The sequence below is a fragment of the Rhodococcus sp. P4_B6 genome (genome assembly GCF_056402215.1).
In genome coordinates, this window is record NZ_JBFUHV010000167.1 from 1 (window position 1) to 16,764 (window position 16,764).

Consider the following 16,764-nt stretch of genomic DNA (forward strand, 5'->3'; position numbering starts at 1 on the left):
GCAGAAGGCTTCGACGGCATGGACCGCTCGCAATACGGGCTCGTCGAATTTCCCTGCGAGGTGCGGCACGGACTGGTCTGGGTGGTTCCGACGGTCGGCGCCGAACTCGACATCGCCGGGATTCTCGGCGCCAAGCACGACGCGGAGGTGACGGACACCGGGATGGCCGAGTCGTTCCAGGTGCGCAAGGAGACGTGGAAACTCGACATGAACTGGAAGATCGCCGTCGACGGCGTCCAGGACTCRTACCACCTGTGCCAGCTGCACACCAAGACCGTGTGCAACTACCTCGAGGGCAACATCACGGCCTACGACCTGGTCGACCGTTCGTGGCGAATCGTCGTGGCCCGCAAGTCGATCACCGAGGTTCGCGGCGCAGATCCCGACTCGTTCGACGTCCGCGACTACTCCCTCGCGAACTACACGATCTACCCGGGCACGATGCTCGTGACCGAGCCCAACCACTTCGAGATCTGGACGATCGTGCCCGACACCGAAGATCCCAACGTGTCGTACTGCACCATTCGCCTTCTCTCCCCGAAGGAACCCGAGACTCCGCGGGAGAAGCGGATTCTGGACAAGAACTGGGAACTCCTGATGGAGACCCTGCACGCCGAGGACTGGTTCGTCACGAAGACGATCACGGCCAACGCGGCGCACGGGCAGGTCGACGAGCTGATTTACGGACGCAACGAGCTTCCCGGTCAGGTGTTCCACAAGATGATCACCCGCGATGCCGAGGAGGTCGCTCGGCAGGAGGCCGCGGCCGGCGGTGTGAGGTGACGACGGGCGACCTGCGCCGATCGTCGCCCGCGCCCGGAGTGCTGCAACTCGAACTCGCGCGGCCCGAGGTGCACAACGCGATCACCCTCGGCCTGCAACGTGAACTCGATGCCGCGCTCGCCGAGGCGGCGGACGACCCGGACGTCCGGGTGGTGCTGCTGGCAGGGGAGGGTACCGCCGCGTTCTCCGCGGGATACGACCTGAAGGAACTCCGGGCGATGACGGCGGACGCCTGCGCCCTCAGCCTGCTCGAACGGGACGAACTGTTGTGGAGATACTTCACGTTCCCCAAACCCACCGTCGCCGCAGTCCAGGGAATGGCCTACGGCGCGGGCACCCTGCTGGCGGCGTGTTCTGATCTGCGCGTCGGAGGTCCCGGCACCCGCATCACCGTCACCGCGGCGAAGTACGGCGGCGCCAACCTCACGTGGGTACTCGACCACCTGATCGGTGCCGGACTCGCCCGCGATCTGCTGATGACGTCCCGGGCAGTCACCGGTGCGGAGGCCCACCGGATGGGTCTCGTCTCCCGGTACGCCGCCGACGGCGACGTGCTCGGCGCCGCGCTCGAGGCGGCCGGGCAGATCGCCGCGCAGCCCCCGGAGTCCATGCGCGAGATCAAGACTCTGCTGCTCGACGGACCGGGACGCGACCTGCGGTCCCGGTACGACCGGGAGAACGTCGTGTCGCGCACGACGCTCCGGCCGCGTCCGGTCGAGGAGATGTTCGGCTCCTACTTCGGACGGCGCGCCCGGTGAACCGCGGGCCGTCACTCGTCAGCACCGCAAGCGAGGTCCGGATGGACGTCACCCTCTCGACTCCCGACGACATCTGGAGTCCCAGCTGGGACGACCCATTCGAACCGACCGCGGACGGTGACGACGAGTTCGCGGAACTGGCCGAGGCTCTGCGCTCCGTGCAGGAGGCCGTCACCCGCAGTCGCCCGGGTCCGGACGCGGCGAGTCGCGCGGCGCGTACGCTCCGCGGCCTCGCAGCACGACTGGCGGAGTTCGAGGTCGGTGAGGACGAACAGATCGCCGGCAGGCGCTGGGATCTTCCCGGCCGGGCACAGGCGCTGACGCCACCCCTCCACGTCGACGAGGTGACCGCGACCCGGGCGCGGGGGCGCGTCACGGTCGGCAGATTCCATTCCGGGCGCTACGCGATGAACGGCGGCGTGACGCCGCTGATCTTCGACGAGATACTCGCGCGCCTCGCCAACAGTTCCGGCAGGCACTGGGCACGCACGGCGTACCTGCACGTCAACTACCGAGCCCCCGCGCCGCTCGGCGTCGAATTGCGCGTGGAGGCGGAGCTGGCCGGGCAGGAGGGCCGCAAGCGATTCCTGCGCGGCGCGATGTATCACGGCGACGTCCTCGTCGCCGACGTCGACGGACTCTGGATCGAACTGAAACCGGAACAGACACAGAATGTCTCGCTGGCCGTCGGCCGGGGAGCGAAGGAGGGTTCATGAGTGGGTACTCGCTGCTGGACGGCGTTCGGATCCTCGAGGTCGCGCAGCTGGCGCCGTCGTCGCTCGGCGGGCATCTCGCCGATCTGGGTGCGGACGTGATCAAGGTCGAATCTGGTCCGCTCGGGGATCCCGTGCGCATCGGCGGCAGCCGTGCCGTCGGAGGAGAGGACGGGCCTGCCTTCATGCACCTGCGATGGAATCGCGGAAAGCGCAGCGTCGCACTCGATCTGCGCACACCCGTAGGCAAGCAGGCGTTCCTCGACCTCGCGCGGTCGTGCGACGCGGTCATCGAGGGCATGCGGGGCGGGTACCTCGACTGGCTCGGCATCGGCTACGAGCAACTGCGACAGGTGAATCCGAAGATCGTGCTGTGCACGGTGTCGGGCATGGGCACCGACGGACCGTACCGTGTTCTCGGCACCGGAGGTCCGGTGTTCGACGCGTACGCCGGGCTCCGCGAGGTCGGCACTCCCTCGGAGCCGCCGACCGAGGGGATGGCGGGATCCACGACGCCGCCGATCGCGATGTACGCGCTCGGCGCGTACGGGGCGATGGGCCTGCTCGCGGCGCTGCACAAGGCCGGCGCCACCGGTACCGGCTGTCACGTCGAGGTGGCGGGCATCGACGTCGCCGCCGCGTGGATGCCGGACCTGGTGGACGCGGAGTTGAACAGGGACCGCTCGATTCCCCGGCCGACCTGGCTGCCGGACGGCCGGCTGCCCGACTGGCCACGGCTCGAGGCCTACCGCACCAGCGACGGCGAGGCGATCCTGTTCGGGTCGCACGTGGAGAAGTTCTGGCACAACTTCCTGGTCGCGGTCGGACGCCAGGACCTGATCGACGTCGACCTCACCGGCACCGACGACGGTGCCCCCGCCCGCGCGGACCTGGTGTGGCGCGCGCTGACGGAGATCTTCGCGCAGCGCACCCGCGCCGAGTGGGTGCAGCTGTTTCTCGAACACGGCATCGCGGGAGGCCCGGTCAACAGCGTGGCCGACATGCTCGACGACCCGCACTTCCGGGCGCGGGACAACACCTACCGGGTCGACTACCCGGGGGTCGGCGAGCTCGAGTTCGTGGTCAGCCCCGTGCGCGTCGCCGGGGAGAAGTTCGCGCCCGCGCTGCCGCCGGTCGTGGGCGCGGACACCGCGGAGGTGCTGCGGACGGTGGCGCGGTACGACACCACGCGGGTCGCCGCGGCAACCGACTCGGCGAGCCCTCGGCGCGAGGCACCTCCCGCCGGCTGACCGGACGCATTCCGCGGAAGCAACACTCACACGAAATACACTGTGTGGGTGTTGTTTTCGTGCGACGGTCCGGTTCTGCCGGGTGCCCGAAATTCCCGAATCGAGCATTGCGCCGTTCGCCTACAGCTGTTAGGTTTACGGCACACGAAGTGAGGGTGGTCACACCCGGCTGACGAGCACGAGGAGCACAGATGAATCTCGCGGACCTGACCCGGTTCTGGGGTAAGACACGTTCGCAGCAGCAGGCCATCGTGTTTGGGGACACGGCACAGACCTGGGCCGAGGTCGACGCGATCACCGACGCACTCGCCCGCGGCCTCGCGGCGCGGGGCGTCCGCAAGGGGGACCGGGTGGCGGTGATGATGCTCAATCGCCCCGAACTCGCCCACATCATCCTGGCGACCCTCAAGCTCGGCGCCATCAGCGTGCCGCTGAACTTCCGGCTCACCGGCAAGGAGCTGGCGCCGATGGTGCTCGACTCCGCGCCGCGCGTGGTGATCGTCGAGGACAGCTTCGCGTCGCTGCTCGAGGTCGCCGCCGAGCAGGCGAAGTTCGAGACGTACGCGATCGGGGGCAGTGCCCATCCGCCGTACGAGCGGCTGATCGACCCCGGGACCGCACCCGTCGTCGCCATCGACGCCGACGACCCCGGCTTCATCTGCTACACGTCGGGGACCACCGGCGTGCAGAAGGGCGCCCTGATCACCCACCGCAACGCGATGACTCCCGGCATCTCGCAGTCGATCACGTTCGGCTTCTCGTCCCGCGACCGGGTGCTGTGCTCCGCCCCGCTGGTGTACACCGGCTCGGTCCTGTCGATCTTCATGCAGCTCGTCGTCGTGCCCGGCGCGACGATGGTCCTGTTGCGCGAGTACGACCCGGAGATCGCCCTCGACACGTTCGAGCGTGAGCAGATCACGGCCACCACGACCGTCCCCGTGATCTGGGAACGGATGACGATGCTGCCCGACTTCGGCACCCGCAAGCTCGCGAAGTTCACGTTCGCCGGCACCGGTGGCGCTCCCGTCAGCCTCGACCTGCTCGACTTCTACCGCTCGCACGGCATCCCGCTCACCCAGTGCTACGGCCTGACCGAGGCGTCCGGCATGGTCTCGACGCTCGCCTACGAGGACGCCGTGTCCCGTCCCGGCTTCGCGGGGCTGCCGCTGGTCGGCACCCACATCCGGATCGGTGATCCGGGAGTCGACACCCCGGCCGGGGAGGTCGGCGAGATCCTGGTCCGCGGCGAGCACGTGCTGCGGGAGTACTGGAACAAGCCCGAGGCCACCGCGGCGACCCTCGGCGACGGGTGGCTGCGTACCGGCGACCTCGGCATGCAGGACGAGGGTGGATTCCTGAAGATCGTCGACCGTAGCAAGGACATGCTGATCTCCGGGGGCCTCAACGTCTACCCCGCCGAGATCGAGAAGGCGTTGCACGGCATCGACGGCCTGGTCGACCTCGCGGTCATCGGCGTCAAGGACGACCGATGGGGCGAGGTGCCGATGGTGGTGTTCCACAGTGAGCGCCCCGCCGCCGAGATCGTCGCCGACATCGCCGAGGTCGCCGGCGAGAACCTGGCGAAGTTCAAGCGCCCCAAGCACGCCGTCGCGCTCGGCGAGCCGCTGCCGCGCACGTTCTCCGGAAAGCTCGCGAAACCGTCTCTGCGCCAGCGGTTCCCCGAGGTGCCCGCCGACGCACTCGCGGTCGACGGCACCGTCACCCCCGTCTAGCAAGACCCATCCAGTTCGAGGCTTCATCTCCCGCGGTTCCCCCCTTCGAGAGGAATGCACGTCGTGGCCCCAACTCGTGAAGTCGACATCTCCCAACTCATCGACGCCGCACCGGTGTCGGCCCTCCAGAAGCGTGCCATCGCGTTGTGCCTGGCGCTCGCGATCCTCGACGGCATGGACGCCCAGCTGATCGGATTCGCGATTCCCGCGCTGTCCGAGGACTGGGGCCTGTCCAAGGCCTCGTTCGGGCTGCTGCTGGCGCTCAGCAGCGGCGCGATGGTCGTCGGCAGCCTGCTGTTCGGTCCCGTCGCCGACCGCTGGGGCCGGCGGCGGGTGATCCTGCTGTGCACCGTGCTGTTCGCGGTGTTCACCCTCGCGTCCGCGTTCGCGCCGTCGATGGGGGTGCTGATCGTGCTGCGCATTCTCGCCGGAATCGGGCTCGGCGGCGTCACCCCGAACCTGATTGCGCTGACCAGTGAATACAGCCCCGCTCGCAGCCGCTCCACCCTGGTCACCATCGTCGTCGCGGGCATGTCGCTCGGCGGCTTCCTCGGCGGACTCGCTGCCGCTCAACTGATCCCGGCGTACGGGTGGCAGTCGATCTTCGTGGCCGGCGGCGTCCTCCCGCTGATCGTGGCGGCGCTCGCGTGGGCCGGGCTGCCGGAATCGGGCAAGTTCCTCGCCTCCCGCGGTGATCACGCCGGCGCCGCGAAGATCCTCTCGGCGATCGCACCGCAGGCGGGCATCACCGGATCGGTGACGTTCACCGTGGACGCCGCCGTGGCCACCAGATCGCCTATCCGGGAACTCTTCGCCGGCGGCCGGGCGCTGGACACGGTGCTGCTGTGGGTCGTGTTCGTCATCAACTTCCTGGTGATCTACTTCCTGTTCGGGTGGATGCCGTCGCTGTTCAGCCAGGCCGGGCAGAGCCCCTCCCACGCGATCCTCGCCGCGGCGCTGTTCAACCTCGGCGGCATGGCAGGCGCACTGTCGATCGGGTGGATCACCGACCGCGTCGGCACTGCGTGGCGCCGGTCGCGGGGCGCGGACGCCGCCTACGCGGTGGTGATGGCCGGCTACACACTCGGCGCCCTGTTCATCGGCGTCGTCGCGATGTTCCTGGCGAACTCCACGTTGCTGCTGATCACGATCTGCATCGTCGGATTCGGGATGTCCGGAAGTTCGGCGGGCATCATCGCGATCGCGGCGTCGATCTACCCGGTCGCGGCACGCTCGACCGGCATCGGCTGGGCCATGGGAATCGGGCGGATCGGGTCCATCGCCGGGCCCACCCTCGGCGCCGCCCTGATCGCGGCCGGGATGGATGCCCGCACGATCTTCCTGCTGATGATCGTGCCGACCGCCGTCGCCGTCCTCACGCTCGGTGCGCTGTTCGCGCGGGAACGACTGCGCGTTCGCACCGTCGCCGGGGCCGCGGAGTCGACCGCCGTCACCGCCGAGGCGCACTGAGCCATGCGATCCGTCACGTCGAGGGCCACGTCGTACTGCAGGCTGTGTGCCTCCTCGTGCGGGGTCCTGCTCGACATCGAGGACGGGCGGATCGCGCGGGTGCTAGCGGGAGTTTCCGAGATTTGAGGCCGGGTCGGGGTGATTTCGCTGGTGGGCGCCGGTTTTCGGGTTGTGGGGGTGTATGACCTAAGTGGTGGGGGTGTAGCGGTCGAGGTCGAAGATGTGTGCGAGTTCGTTCTGGGTGGTGGTGGTTTCGGTGAGCATGCGCCGGGCCTTGGGGCGGCCGCCGGTGGAGGGGTAGATCAGGACGGTCTCCTCGATCCCGGCCAGGGCGGCGAGGAGTTGGCGCACCGACAGGTGGTGGCCGTGGGTGTCAGCTTCGCGGCGCATCAGGTGGGCGATCTGCAGGGCCAGCACGCAGGTGAAGGTGTGCACGGTGATGGTGTGGTCGGTGAAGTGGTGCATCGGGGAGAAGGACACCTCGTGGGGGTCCTTGAGTTGCCGGAATCCGAATTCGGCGTCGGATTGGGAGCGGTAGCCGTCGATCACCTCGGCGATGGTCCAGTCCTGACGGTCGGTGATCAGGATCCGTTTACCGAAGATTCTCTGCGTCAACTTGTTTCGGGCGTCGGTGTCGACGGCCCAGGTGAGCCGGAACTCGGCCGGGGTGTCCCCGTCCAGTTGCCAGGTGAGGATCTGCGCGCCCCAGGTGTCGGAGCAGATGTGTGCGATCGCGGCTTCGACCTGGTTGCGGTCGCGGCGGCTGTGTCCGCGGGCGAGGGTGGCGGCGAGTTCGTCGAGTTTGCGCCCGGCGGCGGCCAGGGTTTGCGTCAGGCCCCGGTCCTGGGCGTCGTGCAGGGTCGGGCTGTGGGTGAGGATCACCCGCTGGTCGAGGCCGTAGACCTGTTTGCGGGTGTGTAGTGCGGTGAGCCCGGCGAAGCGGTCGCCAGGCACCGGGCGGCGGCGGGAGGCCGGGAGATCGAGGAGGTCGGGGTGATCGCTGGGCGGGGTGGATCCGACGTAGTGCAGTCCGGCCCCGGTCAGGTGCGCGAAGTTCGCGGCCGAGTTCTGGCCGGCGTCGAAGACGACGGTGATGGTGCCGGTGTCGGTGCCCAACGCCCGGTAGCGGGCGGTGAGGGTGTCGATCATGGCCGGGAACTGGGTGACGTCGGGTTTGTTGCCCGGGTACGCGTGCCAGGTCAGTGGGATCCCGCCGTCCCGGGTGATCACCAGCCCGAGCCCGACCAGGCGCAGGTCGGTGCGTTTCTGTTTCGCCTTGCCGCGTTGGGCGATCGGCGCCTTGGTGTTGACGGAGGCGATGTAGGTGGCGAAGTTGGTCATGTCCAACGCCAGCGCGGTGGTGTCGAGCCCGAAGTCGGTGATCATCGCGGCGGTGATCGTCTGGGAGATCTGCTCGAGTTGACCGGGGGTCACCGCGTGCATCGCGTCCCAGAAGCGGCGGTGGTCGAGGTCGGTGGCGCGGATCTTGGTGAAGCGGTCCGCGGCGGTATGCGCCCACCAGTCGGCGATCCGCGCCTTCGAGCACGGGGCGGTGATCCGGTTGCACACCGCGACCGCCAGGTAGGTGCCGATCGAGCAGGGAGCACCGGCCACCCGCCCGCCGGTGATCTCATCGATCACGCCGATCACGTTGAGGCGCTGACACATCGACCAGACCGCGGCGACGTCCCCGAACGCGAGATGGCGGGTGCGCTGCGGCATCACCGCCGTGTCCCCGGCATCGAATGCCGCGGCCACGTCCGCCGCCGAGCCCAGGTACCGCTCGGAGATCATCTTCGGTTTGCCGTCCACCCGTGCCATCGTGCGCAGGTACCAGTACGTCTTGCCGTTGACCTTCTTCGAATACAGGCTGGACATACTTTAGGTCATACATGAATCCGGGTCGGCGATCAATCACCGAAACGGCGTGTCACCAGGACAAACTCACAACCGGCTCAAACCGGGAACCCCCACGCAGCCTCGCATCTCGGAAACTCCCGCTAGGCGATGCCCACCATCCGATCTCCGGCGGCTACACCTGCCCGAAGGGGCGCCGAGGCGGCGACCTCGTCCACGGCCCGGACCGGCTCACCACCTCGATGCGCCGCACCGCCGCAGGCACCCACGAGCCGGTGCCGGTGGCGCGGGCGGTCACCGACATCGCGGACCGGCTGCGCGCAATCGTCGACCGGCACGGACCGGATGCGGTCGCGCTGTTCATGGGGACACAGCAGAACTTCGCCGCACTCACCCCGCCGATGGCCCGGGCCTGGTTCCGGGGTACCGGCTCGCACAAGCTGTTCTCCACGATGACCATCGACCAGTCCGCGAAATGGGTTGTTGCCGAACGGATGGGAACGTACCTCGGCGGCCGGCAGCGATTCGAGGACGCAGACGTGTGGTTGCTCGCGGGCACCAACCCCGTCGTCTCCGGCAACGGCGGCGACGGGGACGGCGCGGTGGTGCAGAACCCGTCCGTCACCCTGAGGGCGGCGCGGGAACGGGGCCTGCGGCTCATCGTCGTCGACCCGCGACGCACCGAGACCGCGGCGCTCGCCGACATCCACCTGGCACCCCGGCCGGGCACGGACGCAGTGCTGTTCGCCGGTCTCCTGCACGTCGTCCTCACCGAGCGCCTCCACGACGCCGGCTTCTGCCACCGGTACACGGCCGACCTGGCCGTGCTCGCCGATGCCGTCGCCGGCGCGACCCCCGGCGTCGTGCAGCGGATCTGCGGTATTCCCGCAGCGCGGATCCGCGACGCGGCACGGGTGTTCGCAGGCGCGGCACGGGGTATGGCGACCAGCGGCACCGGGTTGTGCATGGGCCCGCACTCGAACCTCGCGGAACACCTCGTCGCGGCATTGAACGTGGTGTGCGGCCGGTATCTGCGGGAGGGGGAGCGGGCCGACGATCGCGCCGTCCTGACCCGGCACCAACCGGCGCGCGCGGAGGTCGCCCCGGCCACCCGGGCATTCGAGCACGGATTCCGCAGCCGGATCGGTGGGGTCCGGGCGATCCGCGGCGAACTTCCGTCCGGCATCCTCGCCGACGAGATCCTCGAACCCGGCCCCGACCGGGTGCGGGCGCTGATCGTCTCCGGCGGCAACCCGGCGGCGGCGCTGCCCGATCGCGGGAAAGCGTTGCGCGCGATGCGATCACTGGACCTGCTGGTGTGCGTTGACCCGCGCATGTCGGACACCGCGCGGCTCGCCGACTACGTGATCGCGCCGACCACGATGTACGAACGTGCCGATCACACCGCGATCATGGAACCGTTCTTCCCGCAGCCGTTCGCGCAGTACACCCCCGCGGTCGTGACCGCGCCGCCCGGCGTCGTCGACGACTGGCGATTCTTCCTCGACCTCGCCGCAGCCTCCGGGCAGCCCGTCAAGTTCGCCGGTCGCATCCTCGACCCCGCCGCGCCGCCGACCCCCGAGCAGTTGCTGGCCATGATGGCCGAGCGGGGGCGCATCCCGTTCGCGGACCTGGTCGCCGCCCCGCACGGACACCTCGCCGGATGCAGCGGCGCCGTCGTGGGTCCGGCGGCCGAGGAGAATGCCGGGCACCGCCTGACGCTGATGCCCGAGGACGTGCGCGCCGAACTGCGCGCAGCGCTGACGGACAGGGCGGTCGCAGCACAGTTCCCGCTCCTGTTGACGGTGCGGCGGATCCGGGAGGCCGTCAACTCCACCGGCACCCGCGTGCCCGGACTCGTTCCGGCTGGAGCCAACCCCGCGAGCCTGCACCCGGACGACCTCGCCGCCGTGGGCATCGCCGACGGGCAGGCGGTGACCGTGCGCTCGGCGTCCGGGCACCTGCGTGCGACCGCGCGGGCGGACGCCACCCTGGCCCGCGGCACGGTGTCGATGACGCACTGCTTCGGGAGCGTCGACCCGTGCGACGACGTCGGAGTGAACGTGAACGCGCTGACCGGAACCGGTGACGGCGTCCAGTCGATCAACGCGATGCCCACCATGACCGCGGTTCCCGTCGCGGTCGAGCCCACCACCATCGAACAGGACGTGTGATGACGACGGCAGAACCGATCGCCGGGCACCGGATCTGCCCGCTGTGCGAGTCGACCTGCGGGCTGCTGGTCGAACTCGACGGTCGCGCCATCACGAGGGTCGCGCCGAACCCCGACGATGTGATGAGCGCTGGGCACAGCTGCGCGAAGGGGCTCGGCCTCGGGCGCATCGAGGGCGACCCGGACCGGATCCGGACCCCGCTCCTGCGCACCGCAGACGGTGGGTTCCGCGAGGCCACCTGGGACGAGGCGTTCGCCGAGATCGAGCGTCGGCTACCGGAGTTCGTCACCGGTGACCCGGGCAGCTGCGCCGTCTACCACGGGAATCCGGCCGCCCACCACCTGGATTCGACGTTCTACCTGGGTGAGCTGATCGGTGCGGTCGGTACCCGGAACATCTACTCGCCGGCCAGCGTCGACACCTGGCCGAAGAACCTTGCGCACATGCTGCTGTACGGCACCGGGCTGGGAATGAGCCTGCCCGACCTCGACCGCACCGAATACCTGCTGATCCTCGGTTCTAATCCGATGGTCTCCAACGGCAGCACCGTCACCGCCCCCGGCATGCACCACCGCCTGCAGGCGTTGCGTGAGCGGGGCGGCATCCTCGTCGTGGTGGATCCGGTCCGCACCCGCACCGCCGAGGTCGCGGATCTGCACGTGCCGATCCGGCCCGGGACCGACGCCCTGTTCCTGCTCGGGGTGCTGTCCGTCATCGCGTCCGAGGGGCTGTCCCGACCCGATCGGGTGCCTGCGGTGGTGGACGGCCTGGACGCCGCTCTGGCGATGGCGGCGGACGTCGACCCCGACGCCGTCGCCGCCGCGTGCGGGATCGACGCCGATATGATCCGCGCGGTCGCGCGGGGGTTCGCGGGCGCGCCTGCAGCGGTGGCGCATTCACGGATCGGGACGTGCATGCAGGAGTTCGGCACCCTCGCGAACTGGCTCGTCGAGGTGCTCACCATCGTCACCGGCAACCTGGACCGGCCCGGAGGGGCGATGTTCGCGCTGCCGCCGGCCGGCGGGCAGAACACCTGGCCGGTGACCAGACCGCCGAAGCTGATGTTCGACCGGTGGCGTTCGCGAGTGCGGGGGTTGCCGGAGGCGATGGGGGAGTTGCCCGCGGTGTGCTTCGCCGAGGAGATCCTCACGCCCGGACCGGGCCGTACCCGGGCGCTGATCACCCTCGCCGGGAACCCGGCCCGCTCCCTGCCCAACAGTGGGGCGATCGAGGAGGCGCTCGGCGCCCTCGACTTCATGGTGTCGGTGGACTGCTACCTCAACGAGACCACCCGCCACGCCGACGTGATCCTGCCGCCGCCACCGCTGGCGACCCGCGGCCACCACGACGTGACGCTGGCGCACTTCCAGATCCGGAACGTCGCCCGGTACACCCCACCCCTGCTCGACCTCGCCGACGGTGAGCAGGCGGAATGGCAGATCCTACTGCGGATCGCCGCGATCGCCCAGGGAACCCCGCACCGCCCGGTCGAGGAGATGGACGACGAGGTGGCGGCCGTCGCCGCCCGGCGCGCCGCGAAACTCGCCGGCTGCGAGGCGGTACAGGCACTGCACGCCGTCGCCGGCCGCCGCGGCCCTCAGCGACTGCTGGACTTGCGTCTGCGCAGCGGACCCTACGGCGACCGTTTCGGGCTGGACCCCGACGGGCTGACTCTCGCACTGCTGGAGGCCAACCCGGACGGCATCGACTACGGGCCGCTGACACCGCGCGTCCCGGAGGTGCTGCGCACCCCGGACGGGCGGATCGACCTGATGCCGGAGATGATCGTCGGGGATCTGCCGCGGGTGCGGGCGAGCATGACCCGGGCCGCCCCGGATCTGCTGCTGATCAACCGGCGTCAGCGTCGTGGCATGAATTCGTGGCTGCACAATGCCCTGCCCCAACCGGACGGCGGCCAGTGCGCCCTGCTGATCAGCCCACGCGACGCGGCCGAGCGCGGCCTGGTCGGCGGCGACCGGGTGGCGGTGACGTCCAAGGTCACCACCGTGACGGCCGAACTGCGAATCGACGACGCGTTGCGACCCGGTGTGGTGAGCATGCCCCACGGGTGGGGCCACGACGGGCCCGGCCTGCGGACGTCCCGGTCGGCGTCGGTCCCGGGCAGCAACTACAACGCTTTGGTGGACGACACCACCGACCTCGAGGCGCTGACGGCGTCCCCGATCTTCAACGGCGTCCCGGTCACCGTGACGCGCACCAGCGAGGAGCATCCCTGATGGCGTACGTGGTCACCCAGAACTGCTGCAACGACGCGACTTGTGTCGCGGTCTGCCCGGTCGACTGCATCCATCCGACTCCCGCCGAGCGGGAGTACACGCGCACCGAGATGCTGTACATCGATCCGGGTGCGTGCATCGACTGCGGCGCCTGCTCCGACGTGTGCCCGGTGGACGCGATCGTCCCCGGCGACGCCCCCGCGCCGGACATCGACCGGTACCGCGACATCAATGCCGAGTACTTCCAGCAGAATCCGCGCACCGCGGCGCCGGGTGCGCACGTGCAGCCACTCCCGCTGGCCCTCGCGACCACCGGCGTCACCGATCCCCCCGCGCTGCGGGTGGCGATCGTCGGATCCGGACCGTCGGCGTTCTACGCCGCCGAGGAACTGCTGGCCCGCCGCGACATCGCCGCCGAGGTCACCATGTTCGAACGGCTGCCCGTCGCAGGCGGACTCGTGCGGTTCGGCGTCGCGCCGGACCACTGGCACACGAAGACGGTGGACCGGGTGTTCGACCGCACCGCGCGACGCGACGGCTTCACCTTCCACCTCGGCGTCGAGGTCGGGCGGGACGTGACGATCGACGAGGTGCTGGCACACCACCACGCGGTGATCCACGCGTCCGGGGCGTCGGGGGACCGGCGCCTCGGCATCCCCGGCGAGGACCTGCCGGGCAGCTACGCCGCCCGGGAGTTCGTCGCCTGGTACAACGGCCACCCCGATCACGCCGATCGCGCCTTCGACCTGTCCACGCGCCGCGCCGTCGTGGTCGGCAACGGCAACGTCGCCCTGGACGTCGCCCGCATCCTCGTCTCCGATGTGGACACCCTGCGCCGCACCGACATCGCCGACCACGCCCTCGCCGCCCTGGCCGACAGCCGGGTCGAGGAGGTGGTGGTGCTCGGTCGGCGCGGACCCGAGCACGCGGCCTGCACCACGCCGGAACTGCTCGCGCTCGGCTCGCTGCCGGGAATCGATGTTCTCGTCGACGGTCCGGTGACGGCGGCACCGGACGCACCGGCCAAGCTGCGGATCCTCGCCGACTACTCCCGGCGGAAGGCGACGCCGGGGAACAAGCGCATCGTGCTGCGCTTCGGTACCTCCCCGCGAGAGGTGCTCGGTGCGGGTCGTGCCGAGTCGCTTCTGGTGGCCCAAGGCGACACCGCGGACCGGATCGAGTGCGGTCTGATCCTCCGGGCGGTCGGGTACCGCGGACTGCCGATCGGCGGCCTCCCGTTCGACGAGGCCGCCGGGACCGTCGCCAACGCCGCGGGCCGCGTCGCGCTGCCCGGCACCGGGGAGACCGTCCGCGGCCACTACGTGGCGGGCTGGATCAAGCGCGGTGCCACCGGTGTGATCGGCACCAATCGCTACTGCGCGGCGGAGACCGTCGAGGCACTCCTCGCCGATCACCGCGCGGGACTGCTCGCCGCCCCGACCCAGGCCGCTGCGGACCTGGCGGCGCTGGTGCGCGAACGCAGGCCCGACGCGCTCGGCGGCGCGGACTGGCGCGCGATCGACCGCTTCGAGCGCGAGCAGGGGCGGGCCGTCGGCCGTCCTCGGGTCAAGATCGTCGCCGCCGCCGCGGCGGGCGATGTCGCGAGAGCCGCGCGGGTGGGATCGTGACGCGGAAGGTCCACACGTTCTGCCGGATCTGCGAGCCGGGGTGCGGCCTGCTCGCGGAGGTGGACGGTGACGAGGTCGTCCGGCTGCGGCCGGACACGGATCATCCGGTGCACAAGGGGTTCTCCTGCCACAAGGGTGTGCACTACCTCCAGGTCCATCACGATCCGGACCGGCTGGCCCGGCCGCTGAAGAGGATGAATCCGCGGAGCGAGGAGCGCGGTGTCTTCGAACCCGTCGAGTGGGACGTCGCGGCGCGTGAGATCGCAGCACGGCTCCAGGAGGTGCGCCGCGAGCACGGCCGCAACGCCCTTGCCGTCTATCAGGGCAACCCGTCGGCGTTCAACGGCGCCTACTACGCGAACGCCGCCACGATCGCGCGCGGCTTCGACACCCGGATGCGCTTCAGCGCCGGAACCCAGGACACCTCGGCCAAATACGCTGCCAGCGAGGCGATCTACGGGGCGTCGATGGCACATCCGATTCCCGACCTGCTGCACACCGACTACTTCCTGTGCCTCGGCAGCAACCCGCAGGTCTCGCACATGACGCTGATCCACATCTCGGATCCGATGGCCAAGATCCGCGCAGTGAAGAGCCGTGGCGGGACCGTCCTGTTCGTCAATCCGCGCCGCATCGAGTCGTCGTCGCCGGAGACCGGTGACGTGTTGTTGATCAAGCCGGACACCGACTTCTACTTCCTCGCCGGAATCCTGCACGAGATCGTCTTCCGGATCGGGTACGACCGAACGGAGGTGGAACGTCACGCTCGTCGCGTCGACGAGTTGCTCGACTTCGTCCGGCAGTATCCCGTCGACCGGATCGCCGCGGTCACCGGCATCGAGGCCGACACGATCCGGCAGGTCGCCGACGAGTTCTGCGCGGCACCGAGCGCGAGCGTCTACATGGCGACCGGGGTGAACCAGGGCCGTCAAGGCACCCTGGCCTACTGGATGCTCACCATGGTCAGCCTGTTCTCCGGCAACCTCGGCAGGCGCGGTGGCAACATCTACTCGCGTGGCGTCGCCGACGTGGTGCAGGGTTCGAAGCGCAAACGGGAGGACCCGTTCTACGAGGGTCCCTTCGGTGAGATGCGCACCGTCGGCGGTGATCTGCCCGCCGCGCTCCTGCCGGACTTCATCGAGAATCCCGCAGACCCGGTCCGCGCGCTGATCGTGGTGTCGGGCAACCCGCTGCTGTCGGTCGGCGGCGACGACCGCCTGCGCCGGGCGTTCGAGCACTTGGACCTGATCGTGACCGTCGATCTGTACCGCACGGTCACCGGTGAGATGGCGGACTATGTTCTGCCGGCTACGGACTGGCTGGAACGGGAGGACGTCAACTTCCTCAACACGATGGGCGTGGCGATGGAGCCGTACGTGCAGTACACGCCCGCCGTCGTCCCCGCGACGGGGGAGCGCCGCGACGACTGGTGGATCCTGTCCCGCATCCAGCAGGCGATGGGTGTCCCGACCCTGCTCGACGACCCCGACCCGAATCCGTTCGCCGCGGTCGACGCGAAGATGCGGGAGTCGGGTCTGAGCATCGATCTCCTCGCGACCATGCCGTGCCAGACCGCGGTGCTGCCGGAGGCCGAACCGTCGCACGTGTTCAGCATCGCGGTCCAGCACGACGACGGCCTGATCGACTGCTGTCCCGCGCTGTTCCAGCGCTCGTACGGGACCGCGGAACGCATCTTCGAGGAGTTGGCCGCGGAGCCCGCGGACCAGCTCAAACTGATCACCCGCCGCACCCACTACATGGTCAACAGCTGGCTGCACAATCTTCCCGTACTCAAACAGGGTGTCCACCAGAGCAATCCGCTGTGGATGCACCCGGACGACGCGCGGTGCCGGGACCTCGTCGAGGGCGACGACGTCACCGTGCGCAACCGCCACGGCGAGGTCGACGCGATGCTGATCTACGACGACACCCTCCGGCTGGGCGTCGTGGCGATGACCCACGGCTGGGGGCAGCGCACGGCCCGGGGGCTGGACGTCGCGAGGCGCAACCCGGGTGTGAACGTCAACCGTCTCGCGCCCACCGGGACGGACGGCTACGACCCGCTGAGCAACCAGTCGCAGCTCACCGGCATCAACGTCGAGGTGGTGCGCCTCCGGCACCCGTGAGTACTTGTTAACCGCCGGACGTTGACAAGTACTCA

Annotated in this window: 11 protein-coding genes; 10 read left to right on the forward strand and 1 reads right to left on the reverse strand. The window is 69.7% G+C overall.

Annotated elements, in window-relative coordinates; all coding sequences use genetic code 11:
- The 6 genes from AC1DWT_RS41280 to AC1DWT_RS41305 all read left to right on the forward strand — a co-directional run.
- A partial coding sequence (locus AC1DWT_RS41280; RefSeq protein WP_477925087.1) for an SRPBCC family protein occupies positions 1 to 783 on the forward strand: 783 nt, incomplete at its 5' end.
- Complete coding sequence (locus AC1DWT_RS41285; RefSeq protein ID WP_206013101.1) at positions 780 to 1,541, forward strand: enoyl-CoA hydratase/isomerase family protein; 762 nt, start codon at positions 780 to 782, stop codon at positions 1,539 to 1,541. The genes AC1DWT_RS41280 and AC1DWT_RS41285, both read left to right, overlap by 4 nt.
- A gap of 41 nt (positions 1,542 to 1,582) precedes the next feature.
- Positions 1,583 to 2,257, forward strand: coding sequence for a PaaI family thioesterase (locus AC1DWT_RS41290; RefSeq protein ID WP_095862749.1), 675 nt, complete (start codon positions 1,583 to 1,585; stop codon positions 2,255 to 2,257).
- A complete protein-coding gene (locus AC1DWT_RS41295; protein ID WP_095862515.1) occupies positions 2,254 to 3,504 on the forward strand; it encodes a CaiB/BaiF CoA transferase family protein in 1,251 nt (416 codons plus the stop codon). The genes AC1DWT_RS41290 and AC1DWT_RS41295 overlap by 4 nt, the downstream gene beginning before the upstream one ends.
- A 191-nt stretch (positions 3,505 to 3,695) precedes the next feature.
- Positions 3,696 to 5,237 (forward strand): class I adenylate-forming enzyme family protein, encoded by a 1,542-nt coding sequence (locus tag AC1DWT_RS41300; RefSeq protein ID WP_206013099.1) that lies wholly within the window; start codon positions 3,696 to 3,698, stop codon positions 5,235 to 5,237.
- Positions 5,238 to 5,300: 63 nt separating this feature from the next.
- A complete protein-coding gene (locus AC1DWT_RS41305; protein WP_206013097.1) occupies positions 5,301 to 6,707 on the forward strand; it encodes an MFS transporter in 1,407 nt (468 codons plus the stop codon).
- A 186-nt stretch (positions 6,708 to 6,893) separates the two neighbouring features.
- On the opposite strand, the gene AC1DWT_RS41310 is transcribed toward AC1DWT_RS41305, so the two are convergent.
- A complete protein-coding gene (locus AC1DWT_RS41310; protein ID WP_095862218.1) occupies positions 6,894 to 8,585 on the reverse strand; it encodes an IS1634 family transposase in 1,692 nt (563 codons plus the stop codon).
- Positions 8,586 to 8,599: 14 nt separating this feature from the next.
- Here AC1DWT_RS41310 and AC1DWT_RS41315 point away from each other — a divergent pair, with 14 nt between their 5' ends.
- The 4 genes from AC1DWT_RS41315 to AC1DWT_RS41330 are packed head-to-tail and all read left to right on the forward strand — an operon-like array spanning position 8,600 to position 16,729.
- Positions 8,600 to 10,738 (forward strand): molybdopterin-containing oxidoreductase family protein, encoded by a 2,139-nt coding sequence (locus AC1DWT_RS41315; protein ID WP_477925092.1) that lies wholly within the window; start codon positions 8,600 to 8,602, stop codon positions 10,736 to 10,738.
- Complete coding sequence (locus AC1DWT_RS41320) at positions 10,738 to 12,975, forward strand: molybdopterin-dependent oxidoreductase (protein WP_206013094.1); 2,238 nt, start codon at positions 10,738 to 10,740, stop codon at positions 12,973 to 12,975. The genes AC1DWT_RS41315 and AC1DWT_RS41320 overlap by 1 nt, the downstream gene beginning before the upstream one ends.
- Positions 12,975 to 14,603, forward strand: a complete 1,629-nt coding sequence (locus AC1DWT_RS41325; RefSeq protein WP_206013093.1) for an FAD-dependent oxidoreductase — start codon at positions 12,975 to 12,977, stop codon at positions 14,601 to 14,603. Before AC1DWT_RS41320 ends, AC1DWT_RS41325 begins: the two co-directional genes overlap by 1 nt.
- Positions 14,597 to 16,729 carry a molybdopterin-containing oxidoreductase family protein gene (locus AC1DWT_RS41330; protein WP_206015967.1) on the forward strand — a complete coding sequence of 711 codons (2,133 nt, stop codon included), beginning with the start codon at positions 14,597 to 14,599 and terminating at the stop codon, positions 16,727 to 16,729. Before AC1DWT_RS41325 ends, AC1DWT_RS41330 begins: the two co-directional genes overlap by 7 nt.
- Positions 16,730 to 16,764 lie beyond the last annotated feature (35 nt).